General features: G+C 65.5%; 8 protein-coding genes and 3 pseudogenes. 1 reads left to right on the top strand and 10 read right to left on the bottom strand.

Annotated features, from left to right (window positions below; translation table 11 throughout):
- Window positions 1-13: 13 nt before the first annotated feature.
- From I6F38_RS16910 to I6F38_RS16860, 10 genes and pseudogenes are all read right to left on the bottom strand, one after another.
- Window positions 14-232 (bottom strand): annotated as a pseudogene (locus I6F38_RS16910) (transposase); the annotation flags it as partial.
- A gap of 14 nt (window positions 233-246) precedes the next feature.
- A complete protein-coding gene (locus tag I6F38_RS16905; protein WP_225161134.1) occupies window positions 247-1,134 on the bottom strand; it encodes a hypothetical protein in 888 nt (295 codons plus the stop codon).
- Window positions 1,131-2,681 (bottom strand): hypothetical protein, encoded by a 1,551-nt coding sequence (locus I6F38_RS16900; protein ID WP_225161133.1) that lies wholly within the window; start codon window positions 2,679-2,681, stop codon window positions 1,131-1,133. Before I6F38_RS16900 ends, I6F38_RS16905 begins: the two co-directional genes overlap by 4 nt.
- Window positions 2,682-2,940: 259 nt before the next feature.
- The gene (locus tag I6F38_RS16895; RefSeq protein WP_225161175.1) at window positions 2,941-3,939 is read right to left on the bottom strand and encodes a polyprenyl synthetase family protein; all 999 of its coding nucleotides are present in this window, start codon (window positions 3,937-3,939) and stop codon (window positions 2,941-2,943) included.
- 153 nt (window positions 3,940-4,092) lie between these two features.
- Entirely contained in the window at window positions 4,093-5,436 is a 1,344-nt protein-coding gene (locus I6F38_RS16890) for a cytochrome P450 (RefSeq protein WP_225161132.1), read from the bottom strand.
- On the bottom strand, window positions 5,436-6,281 hold the full coding sequence (locus I6F38_RS16885) for an SDR family oxidoreductase (protein ID WP_225161174.1): 846 nt from the start codon (window positions 6,279-6,281) through the stop codon (window positions 5,436-5,438). Before I6F38_RS16885 ends, I6F38_RS16890 begins: the two co-directional genes overlap by 1 nt.
- A pseudogene (locus I6F38_RS16880) lies at window positions 6,268-6,577 on the bottom strand (ferredoxin). Before I6F38_RS16880 ends, I6F38_RS16885 begins: the two are co-directional and overlap by 14 nt.
- Before the next feature lies 1 nt (window position 6,578).
- Complete coding sequence (locus tag I6F38_RS16875; protein WP_225161131.1) at window positions 6,579-7,868, bottom strand: cytochrome P450; 1,290 nt, start codon at window positions 7,866-7,868, stop codon at window positions 6,579-6,581.
- Between the two features lie 90 nt (window positions 7,869-7,958).
- Window positions 7,959-8,098: pseudogene (locus tag I6F38_RS16870) on the bottom strand (cytochrome); the annotation flags it as partial.
- Window positions 8,099-8,919: 821 nt separating this feature from the next.
- The gene (locus I6F38_RS16860) at window positions 8,920-10,116 is read right to left on the bottom strand and encodes a Fic/DOC family N-terminal domain-containing protein (RefSeq protein WP_225161129.1); all 1,197 of its coding nucleotides are present in this window, start codon (window positions 10,114-10,116) and stop codon (window positions 8,920-8,922) included.
- A 179-nt stretch (window positions 10,117-10,295) separates the two neighbouring features.
- On the opposite strand from I6F38_RS16860, the gene I6F38_RS16855 reads away from it, so the two are divergent.
- Window positions 10,296-10,862 (top strand): hypothetical protein, encoded by a 567-nt coding sequence (locus tag I6F38_RS16855; protein ID WP_225161128.1) that lies wholly within the window; start codon window positions 10,296-10,298, stop codon window positions 10,860-10,862.
- The last annotated feature ends 338 nt before the right edge of the window (window positions 10,863-11,200 follow it).

Raw genomic sequence — 11,200 nt, 5'->3', positions numbered from 1 at the left:
AGCTGAGTGCGGGTCACCGGCATGGGCCGGATCGGTCAGTGGCGATAGCCGGAAGGCTGACGGCGGGATCATCGCCCAACGGGGCGATGGTTCCCAGTGTCATGTAGCGTCCACGCTGGACGCCCCACCCGACATTCTGCTCGAACAGGATTGCGCCGACCGGACGGGTGATGGCGTCTTCATCGGGAAAGATGCCGACCACTTCGGTCCGCCGCCTGATCTCGCCGTTGACGAAGCCAGCGCACGCTAGGCTCCCCCCGCAGCGTCGCCGCGGTAGCGGCTGGTCGAGGTCTGGTAGTACTGCGCGCGGATGGCCGCCATGGCCTCGATCAACGCTCCCCAGGGCGCGGGAAAGCGTTCTTTCGCCATCACCCGGTCCAGCATGCGCGTAAGGCCGGCCAGCTCGTCGTTGAGGAACTCCACCACAGGCATAGCCGGATAGCGCTGCAACAGGAGAATCGCCGCGTTGTAGGCCTCGCCGGCCGACCTGTCCTTGTCGCGTCCATGCAGGTCGTTCTGCAGGCGCCCTATCGCGGAAATGAGCCGCAGGACCTGGCGAAACGCCGGACGCGCGCGCAAGGTCGCCATGTCCAGCCCCCACAGCAACGACAGGCAACAGAGCACGTTCGCGTAGGCGATCGAATCGATGCCGTTGTGCAAGTACTCGGTGTAAGACCAGCGTTCCGCTCCCGCCGCTTGCGCGTATCCGGCGCGCAGCGCCGCGCAGTAGCACCGGGTATCGTCGAGAAGCTGAGCATAGTCGCGACGATCGTAGGCGAGCGCGGCCAGCGAAGCGCGCAGCACAGCGCAGCCTTCGAATCCGGGAAGCGCGCACGGCACGCCCTGCCCCAGCGCCTGCTCTACCGCGGCGAGCTGCTCCGGCGCGATCAGGCCAAGATCGTTGCAATCGTCGAGCCAGAACAGCAGCGCCAGTTCGCGATAGAATGCCACGATCAGCGTTTCGTCCCGCGGATCGCGGCCGGTGCGGGCGCTGGTGTCGCGCAGGCTCAGGTGGATGCTCTGCAGGATGTACTGGCCACCCCTGACCGCTTCCACGGCATGCTCGTCGGCGAACCCGGTCAGGGAACGCCCCCACTCCAGCACCTGCTGCAGCGCGCGTTCGGTCTGGATCATGGCGTCGCTCCTGCTTCCTCGGCTGGGATGCGCCGTCCCCAACGAAGCGCCAGCCACAACCCGGCGAGTTCAGCGACGCGCACGACCCGAGTGGGGCAATACAGTTCCTTGCCGATCCACAGCGGCGTCTGCGGCAACGCGTGCGCCGCATGGCGGGCGAGCATCCACTCCAGCGCACGCGCCACTGCCTGCGCGATGCGCCGGCGCCCTGTCGGCTCTTGGCTCCCGTCCATCACGTGCAGCGCGAACAGCGCATAGGCGGTTTCCTCGAACGTTGACGCGCGACCCGCGCCCCAGCCGCCATCGTCGCGCTGCGCCAGCAGCAGCGCCGCCAGCGCGCGCTCATCGCGCCACTGCGCCTTGCCTTGCGCCAGCGCAGCGACCGCATGCGCGGTGGGATACAGCCACGAAACGTGCCATTTTTCGTTGTCCCACAGACCGTTCGGGTTGCGATTGGCCTCGATGTAGGCGCTGATGCCCGCGGCGGGCTTTCCCAACAGTCGCAACGCATGCAGGGCATGGATGTTGGTCGACACCGAGGCATTGCGCTCGCCGGGGAAGGTGACGAAAAGCTCGCCGATTTCGAATTGGCGCAACGCATCGACCGCCGGGTCGCGGCCTGCAAGGCGCAGGACGCACAACGCAACGGCGGTGTCGTCCGCATCGGCCGCAAAGTGCAAGGCCGGGCCCAGACCGCGCACGCCCAGGCGGGCATCGAGCTGCGCGACGATCACGCGCACCGCCTCGGCGAGCGCGGGATGCGCGAACAGCCCGGCCAGATGCAGGGTGTACAACGACCAGCATGGCTCGAACACATTGATCGGCCAGACGTTGGGAATGACACCTTCAATGCCGCTGCGCGTCGCCCGCGATGCCATCTGCAGATACGCATCGGCACGCCCGAGCTGCGGCGTGCTCGTCTGTGTCACGGCGTGCGCACGCCATGCGGCTGTGGCCGCCGGACTGATGCCGATGCTGCCGTCGCCGTCTGGGAATGCGGTGGTCGGCGACGTCCCCCAGGCTTCCCAAGAGTGCAGCAACGGATGGCCGCTCGGCAACGTTGCCACAGTCCCCAGCTTGACCAGGCGCGCTTGCCGCAACGGCAACAGCGCCGGATGGCGCGGAAACGCCACGTCGCCCAGCAAGGATGCAGCCTCGCCGCAAAGCTGCGGCAGGATCAGCTCCGCGCCGATGGGCGCATCTTCCGGCACCGCATGCGCGTAGGGATCGGGCTGGCGCTGGAGGAACTGGGTTGCAGCCTGGACTGCGTCGGCAACGCCGGGAAGAGAATCGGCACGCTGCAATGCCAGCAACGCCGCCCACGTGGGCGCATGGCGGAACCGCGAGAAGTCCGTACTTCCCCAACCGCCGTCGGCCTGTTGCTGCGCGACGAGCCACGCGTATGCGTCCCGCCGACCGCTGACCTTGCCGTGGAAGCGCAGCGCTCGCGCCGTGTCGTAGACGGACGGACCGACGCGGCCACCATCGCTCATCTCGCTCAGCAGGCGGCGCAATTCGGAAAGGATCTGCTCGGACAGCGCATTCACGCGGGATGTTCCTTCTGCAAACGATCGACGGGAACCAGATCGGGCAGACACCGCGCACGTCGCCGCAGGCCCGTCGCGGCCCGGCGCCTGTGCGGCGCCGGACGGCCGCATAGGCTTGCGCGCAGCGCGCCACGTGCGCCGCGGCAATGCTGGGCAACCGCTGCGATCAGCGGCGCGGACTTGGGACACGGTGCAGCATGCACCGCTGCCGCCGGCCGATCGCAACGCCACAGGGGCGACGCCATGCGGACGGGCGCGCTCATGCGGACGGCGCGTGCTTGAACAGATACGCGTTGGCCCGCTGTAGGATTTGCGCCAACCGCTCCGTACGCGGCCCCAGCGGCGCGATAGCCTCCCCGGCATCGCGCAACAGATCCAGCGCGAACTGGCGTGCTGCCTGCAGTCCCATGATCGACGCGCAGGTCGGCTTCTGCGCCGCCACGTCCTTGCCGGGGGTCTTGCCCAGTGCCGCGGTATCCGCTGTCACGTCGAGAATGTCGTCGATCACCTGCAGCGCCAGGCCGAAACAGGCGCTGTAGTGATCGAGCGCACAGTACAGCGCAGCGTGCGCGGCATCATCCGCCACTGCGCATAGCGCGCCCATGCGAACGGACGCGCGCACTAGCGCTCCGCTCTTCATCCGGTGCATCGCCACGATCCTGTCCAGCTCGACGTGCTTTCCAACCAGCGACAGATCCATGGCCTGCCCGCCTGCGGCACCCTCGGCGGATACCGCCTGCGCCAGTTCGCGCACGAGCGCGATACGGTTGTCGGGCGGCGCATCCAGGCTCGCCAGGGTCAGGAAGGCGTGCGCCTGCAGCGCATCGCCGACCAGGATCGCAGTAGCTTCGCCGAACTTGACGTGCACGGTCGGAAGGCCGCGGCGAAGCACGTCGTCGTCCATCGCGGGCAGATCGTCGTGGACCAGGGTACAGGCGTGCATCATCTCGATGGCGGCGGCGACGTCGTCGAGCATGTCCGCCGGCGTGTCGGCCAGTGCGCCGGCAGCCAGACAGAGCAAGGCGCGGGTGCGCTTCCCGCCATGCAAGGTGGCGTAGCGCATCGCCGCCATCAGCTCGGTCTCACCGTCATGTTCGGCGCAGAGAAGACGCGCCAGCTCCAGTTCGACCCGCTTTGCGCCGTCCTGCATCCAGATCTCGGGGAGCAGCGCGCCGGATGCGCCGCGCGCCAGCGTGCGCGATCCGCCGGGCGCGGAATCATCAGCTCTGTCGTCCTGTGGCGTGGAACCGGTCTGCATGTTGTTCATGTTCTTGTCCTTGACAGGAAACCGCCACGGCGAGCGGCGCGCCGCCAGGGTGTTGTCGGCCTCACACCGGGCGCGCGCGCCGAGTGCAGCAATGCCGCGCGTCGCCGGCGCCGCTGTCTCGCCACAGGGGCATGCGATGCCAGCTCATGAGAATCCGATGCGAATTTTCATGGACGGATGTGCGGTCGGGTAATAGCGCCGGCCTTTTTCGACGCCGCTCAGCAACCGCGGCCGCACCCCGGCCTCGTGCATGGTCAGCGCCAAGGCGATACAGAACTGCACCAGTTCCAGCCATGCCAGGTGGTAGCCCATGCAGACGTGTGGGCCGGTACCGAACTGCAGCATGTCCACCGGCCGGATCGGCTCGGTGCGTTGCAGCCAGCGCGTCAGCCGAAACTGATCAGGCGCCTCGTGCAGCAGCGCCGAGGTCGAGAAATGCAGCAGTGGGATGCACAGATCGGTGCCCGCGGGAATGCGCCGTTGGCCGAGTCGCAATTCACGCAGTGCGCGACGCACTAGGAGCGGCGTCGCCGGATGCACGCGCAGCGTCTCGCGGAACAGCGCCTCGGCGACCGGACACTGCGCCAGGTCCGCGTGCCGGGTCGGCACCGTGCCCACGCGTTGCGCCTCCTCGACCAGGGCGTCCCACAGCCCAGGCTGCCGCGCCAGCTCGATCACCATCCAGGCCATCGTCGAGGCGGTGGTGTCGTGACCACCAAGCAGCAGCAAGCGGATATTGGCGACCAGGACGTCATCGGAAAGCGCATCGTCGCTGCGATCGAAGGCGCTCACCATGTCGTTGATCAACCCGGTGCGCGAGGCATGTTCGCGCGCGGCGCGGACGAACTCGCGCAACCGCGCATCGATCCAGTCACGGGCGGTGCGGCCGCGCCGCAAGGGCAGTCCGGGCAGGTCGACCGGGGGCGCGACGATCAACTGCAGCAGTTGCCGGTACTTGCGACGCCATCCCGGCAGGTCCTGCGCGGGGATTCCCATGAGACTGAAGATCAGCTTGAGCATCAGATCGCCGGTTTCGCGCAGGATGGTTACGTCGCCGCGGTCGCGCCACCTCTGCACGCGCGCCCGGATGACCGGCGCGAACAGCTCGCCGATGCCGGCCTGGGTCAGCCCCTTGGGCAAAAGCGCCGCCTGGATCGCATCGCGCGCCTGCCGGTGCGCGATGCCATCCTGGGCGACCAATGTTCCGCCAAACAATTCGGGCGCGATGTCTTCGATCAGCGCCGAGGACACGTCCTTGTGCCGGAGCAGTGCGAGAGCATCCGGATCCAGACTGGTCATCAGGTGTCCGGCAGGACCGAAATCCAGCCAGAAGTGGTTGCCCAGCGCCCGTTCCGCGCGCCGCAGCAGGCGCGGCAGGTCGCAGACGACGGCGGGAAGATGACCGACCAAGGGGAAAGCGCCGGGCACGACCGGGATGTCGTGCCGTAGCCGATGCCGACGGTTCAGCGGGTTGAGCAGCATGTCCATCAGCAGCGCGGCGACGCGTCCGCTTCGGCGGTCTCGCCGGAAGGCCGCGCGGCGCGGCTGTTGCCACCGTCGGCGTACGTCGGCACATGCGCCAGCATGCCGCCGTCGATGCACACGACCTGGCCGGTGACGAACGCAGCATCGTCGGAGAGCAGGAACGCCACCAGCGCGGCCACATCGTCGGGGCGGCCGACGCGCGGCAGGAGCTGGTGCCGCCGCAGATGCCGTTGCGTGCACTCGTCCAGCTTGGCGAGGAGACGATCGGTCATGATGAGACCCGGTGCAACCGCGTTGCAGCGGATCTGCGCATGACCGTACTGGGTGGCGAGCGAGGCGGACAGCATGTTCATCGCCGCCTTCGACGCGGCGTAGGACGTCTGCGCGGTGTCACCGCTGAGCCCCTGGCACGACGACATGTTGACGATCGCGCCACCACCGCGGGCGATCATCCGTGGGATGGCCTGCCGGCAGCAGAGCAACGTGCCGCGCAGATTGGTCGCCAATGTCTGATCCCAGACCGCCAGATCCAGGTCGAGGATCGCGTGGTCGCGCGGAGTCAGATGCATGGCGCTCGCGTTGTTGACCAGCAGGTCGACCCCACCGAAGTGCCGCTCCGCCGTTTCGAACAGCGCTGCCACCGCGTGCGCATCGGCGATGTCTGTGGCCGAGGCCAGCGCGCGGTCCGCTTCGGATGCAATTTGCGCGGTGCAGGCGATGGCCGCCGAGCCATCAATGTCAGCGACCACCACTCTGCCTCCCTCGCGCGCGATAGCGAGGGCGCATGCCTTGCCTATGCCTGCGCCGGCGCCGGTCACCACGGCCACCTTGCCTTCAAACCGTCCCATCGTGTCCTCCTGGATGGCATTGGTCTCTCGCGGCATGGCGCTCGGCCCTCCGCTGGAGAAGGCGCAGGGTCGGCGCTGGCGCGCTCGCCATCGCCAGCGTCGCTTTCGATGACCCGAATGGCGGCGACCGGGCACTGGCTCGCCGCGAGCCTCACGGCGGCGTGCAGCTCCTGCGGCACCGTCGCCACGCACACTTCGGCCACGCCGTCCGGTTCGCGCTGGCGAAAGGTGCCCGGCAGCGTCAGCACGCACTGCCCGCTGGTTCCGCACAGATCCTGGTCGACCACGACGCGCATCTCAGTTCCCGTGCGCATGCAGCCGCACCGGCAGCGCGCGGAACGTCCGAAGGAACGCGGAGGGCTCCCGGGTCGGATGCTCGGCCAATGCCAGCGTGGGGAAGCGGGCCTGGATCCGCGGCAGGCTCTCGGCCAACTGCACCCGCGCCAGTTGCGCACCGAGGCAGAAGTGAATGCCGTGGCCGAAGCTCAGCATGATCTTCCCGTCGGTCGACATGCCTGGACTGGTGCCGTAGAACCGCGCGGGATCGAAGCGATCGGGATCGGCGAAGGCCTCTGGGTCGCGATTGCCGGACGCGATGAGCACGCGCACGTCCGCGTTCTTCGGGATCACTACGCCGCCCAGTTCGATGTCGCGCTTAGCAATACGCGGAATGGAGCTGAACATCGCGGGCGCGTCGCAGCGCAGGACTTCTTCGACGAATGCCTTCACCCCGACGGCGTCTCCCTGCAGCCAGTGCCGCTGCTGGGGATACGCCAGCATCGCCAGGACCGCATGGTCGATGGTCGCAGCAGTGGTGGCGAAGCCGCCCAGCAGCATGCCCCACAACATGCTGATCAACTCGGCATCCGACAGCGTGTCGGCATCATCGTCATGTGCGCCGACCAGCATCGACACGATGTCGTGCCGGGGATCGGTGCGCTTGCGCTGTATGAGGCAGCCGAAGTAGTCCTTCACTCTGGCACTGGCCGCGTCCGCCGCGGCGAGCTGGGCATCGCTAGCGTGCGGGCGCAGGCCTTCCAGAATGGCGCCGATGCCGGCGGCGAGCCCGAACATGTCGTCCTGGGGCATGCCAAACAGTTCGGCGAAGACCAGCATGGGCAACGCCAGCGCAAATTCCCGATGCAGGTCCACCGCCTCCCCGCGCTCCAGCGCGGGCGCCATGCCATCCAGGCGCGCGGCCACGATGCGCGCGATGCCCGGCCGCAGGTTGTCGATCTGGCCCATGGTGAAATCGCGCGAGATCAGCCGGCGCAGATGCGTATGCGTCGGAGGGTCCTTCATCGCCAGCGAGGACCCCAGCAGATTGAGCGACAGGCTGGTCGCCGCACGCGGGAAATAGCGCGCCAGTTCGTCCGGCGCCGGAGCCCGAAACGCATCGCCCGTGGCCTTGAGCGCCCAATAGATGTCGGCGTGGCGGCTCAACAGAAAGAGGCCCGACCCCGCGCGATGCACCGGATCGTGCTCGCGCAACCAGCGCATGAACGGATACGGGTCGTGGATGCACGCTGGCGACGCTAGTTCAGCGAATGCGTCCCCGCATGTCGCCGTGGTTTCTTGCACGTCCATCCTGGTTACCTGTTGACTGGCTGTTCGGCGCGCGCCATGCGCGCCGGCAAATTGCGGAGAAGATCGCGATCCCCGGCGGCGTCCACCACATCACCAGAGCACCGGCAACTTCTCGAACCCGCCAGGATGATCTCCTTCAACTTCAGTTCTTCGGGCGCCACGGTCAGGCGGACCGCGGGAAAGCGCGAGATCGAACCGAACACCGCCTTGAGCTCCAGCTTGACCAGCGCCAGCGCCGTGTCCGTCCCGAAGACCATCGCACTGCGATTGGTGATGATGCGTGAACAGAGCAAATCGCGTGCCGAAGTGATTTCGCAGGCCCAGCAGGCACTCCATAGCGGCGCGTAGTGTCAGGTTTCTGGCGTTGGAGTCTCAATACCGACAACCGGTGCAGCAAGTGCCGACAAAGGCCCGCTCTTGCGCTGAATGTACAGGGCAGCCCTTGCGCGATATTTCGAGCATCCGGATTGGCTGCAGCAGGTGTGGTTCGCCGGAAACCACTTTGATGTCGGCGGCAGCATCCGGAAAACGAAGCCCACCTCTTCGACATCTCGCTGGGTTGGATGGCGCATGCGGCCGAGAACTTTCCCGACTGCAGGACGCTGTCATGGGTCATCTCCACGACAGGAGCCGGAGGTATCTCCTCCGTTCTTAAACCCGTCACGGCGAAGCCAGTCCGCCTCTTACTCTGATGGGGGCGTTGCGGTGTTCTCCCCGCAGAAGGGGTCGGCCGAGACCGCAGGCTTGTCTGCGCGAAATGCGGACATACCGCCTATGCTCCGCGCGAAGGCCGGACCGGCCAGCTCGACTGGAAACACCACCCGGGTGCCCCACAACTTTGTCCCTGGTGGACGGGGACGCCGGCCAGCGTCGATATCGTTAGCGCGCAGCAATTTGACGGAGCGCAGGAAAGCCCGCTGCATGCATTTGCGGGATCGCGTGCTATGGAAAATCGCCTGTGTCTCCACGAAGTCCAGCCGACGGCATGACCGACGGCGGGGCGAAGCCGCAACTCACGGCGTCACCGATTGTCAGCCCGACATGCCGGCCGTCAGGTGTCCGTACCGGGAAGAATGGGTTCTTCGCCGAAGGGGCGGTTAATGATCGACAGCGCGTCGGGCGCGGCGAAGATGCGGTTGCGCGCATAGCCGGTACGCTCGTTCAAGATTTTATTCTCGACCAGTTGCTCTACCGCTTGCGAGGCTGCAGGCACCGTAATGCTGAGAAGCGAGGCTAGACGCTTGACGGTCAGCACCGGATAGTGCGGCAGAACATCGAGTGCTCGCAGGCTTGCTGAGCCCCGGCGAAATTTGCGCCGCTTCCGCCATAGGTCGCCAAGTGCAGACAAAGCGTCGCGGGTCTTCAGCAGCTCATCCGTGGTGCCGACAATCGCGTCCGCCATAAATCCGACCGCTTCATGCCATTCGAGGCGCTGCTGAGCCGCTTTGAGCGATTCATAATAAGCTGTCTTGTGGGCTTCAATGTACGGTGACAGGTAAATCGGCATCATGCCTTCCGCCGCCATCATCAACGGCAGGAGCAGACGGCCGACGCGGCCATTGCCATCACGAAACGGGTGGACTGCCTCGAAATGTGCATGCGCAACCGCCATTCGCACAGTGAAGCTCTGGTACATCGCCTGCATGCCCTCGCAGCGCATGTACTTCATCGTGTCCTCAAGACAGGCGGCAATGTCCGACGGCGGCGTCGGATTGTACGTCGAGTAAGCAATATCGCCCCTGCCGCCGATCCAGACCACAACCTGGCGAAGATCGCCGGGCTTGTCCTTGTATTCTGCGTCGCCGCGCATGACGGCGCGATGCAGATCCTGCACCAAACCGCTTGTGAAGATTTCCAGTTTCTCTTGTCTGGCCCGCGGCAAGAAGTCATCGAGCGCGAGCGCGTAGTCACGCACTTGAACTACCGCCTCGCCCTGCTGGGAATCTTCGCTTTCTTCACCGGACAGCAATTCGTCAAGCGTGCTGTTGGTGCCTTCGATCGCCGAGCTGCTGACAGCTTCCCGCCGTGGCAAGATGCGGCTGATCAGATACGGGTCCTTTAGTTCGGCCGCGAGCGTCTCGGTGCGCACCAAAGCTGCATCCGCCGCCCTAAGCCGGGCAAAGACCGCCCCCACGGCAACGCCGTCCTCAGGCGGGGGCAGCGGAACCACGCCGTAATGCGCCGCATAGGGCGCCGGAAGTCGCTGCAATCGTTCCCGAACGGCGTGGGTAAGATTATCGCGGTTCAAGAGAAACCTTTCGCAGAAGAACCGGCTCCGACACCATAATAAAGGTTATCTGTATATACTTCAATAAAGCAGTCGGCTGGGCCCCCATAATAAAGTTCTTAGGTTTCCTCTTCCAAGGAACCGCTTGCCCGTACTGTCGTTACGATGTATGTGTCGTAACGACAGTACGGAGATATTTCGTGGCCGATCCTACGGTAGTCAGGCGAGTAAAACGCCAGCGCGACGTTCGCCTGGCTGAAGGCTGGCAGGAAGTCCGTGTGTGGGTGCCCACCGAACAAGACGCAAACGACATCAGAACCCTCGCCGCCGATCGCAGGGCAAAAGCCAAAGCGCTCGCCGGCCTTGACGAAGGAATTAAGAGCATGCCCCCAGAAACACTGCACCGCATTGCCGAGGCGATCGCATCCCAGGGCTCGGCAGCTTACACGACCCCCTCCGGTCCAGTACTGGACCTCCTCGCCAAACTCGCGGAAGAGGACGATCTCGCGAGCTTCTCACGGGCTTTCATTCTTCTGGCGCGCGCCGCACCGGCGAATGCCGCGTTTGTCGCGGGCGCGGTGCCGGCAAAGATCTCCAACTTCCTGATCAAGCATCGCGGCGTCAAGGCGACCGCGCTGAGCAAGTGGACCGAGTCCAACCCGGATTGGGCTGACGAGCTCAAAAACGCACTGCGCGATCCCGATCTATTTGTTCGGGTCGTCGAAGGCTTCGCCTCTGCGATCAAGCAAGGTGCCGCCTCTCACTAGACCAGACAAAGAAACCGGCGCCGTTTCAAAAAAAGCGGCACCGATTTATACTCACGAGCGGCATGCTTAGAATGTCGCCTTTCACAGCAGTGAACGATCCTTGGGAAGCAAAGCACTGGTTCGCTGAAGCTGCTCTCAATCCAGGTGAAGATCGGGCAGCGCACGAGTTCATGATACAAACTGCAAGCCCAGCCTGTTCCGCGAGATTATTCTCAGTTCGTCGGATCACAAGGAGATCGGTAGCCCTACCCTTACGGTGAAGCTGTTCATCCTGGACAGCCTAAAGTAAAGCCGGATCCTACACTCAAGGACCAGGTTGATTACGAGCATACCCACAG

The sequence above is a fragment of the Bradyrhizobium sp. BRP56 genome (genome assembly GCF_020194035.1).
Taxonomy (GTDB): Bacteria; Pseudomonadota; Alphaproteobacteria; order Rhizobiales; family Xanthobacteraceae; genus Bradyrhizobium; species Bradyrhizobium australafricanum.
This window is presented reverse-complemented; position numbering and strand designations above follow the sequence as displayed.

Excerpts from the sequence above, each read along its gene's own strand:
- I6F38_RS16905 (WP_225161134.1), bottom strand. The coding sequence starts at position 1,134 with ATGATCCAGACCGAACGCGCGCTGCAGCAGGTGCTGGAGTGGGGGCGT.
- I6F38_RS16895 (WP_225161175.1), bottom strand. The coding sequence starts at position 3,939 with ATGCAGACCGGTTCCACGCCACAGGACGACAGAGCTGATGATTCCGCG.
- I6F38_RS16890 (WP_225161132.1), bottom strand. The coding sequence starts at position 5,436 with ATGGACATGCTGCTCAACCCGCTGAACCGTCGGCATCGGCTACGGCAC.
- I6F38_RS16885 (WP_225161174.1), bottom strand. The coding sequence starts at position 6,281 with ATGGGACGGTTTGAAGGCAAGGTGGCCGTGGTGACCGGCGCCGGCGCA.
- I6F38_RS16875 (WP_225161131.1), bottom strand. The coding sequence starts at position 7,868 with ATGGACGTGCAAGAAACCACGGCGACATGCGGGGACGCATTCGCTGAA.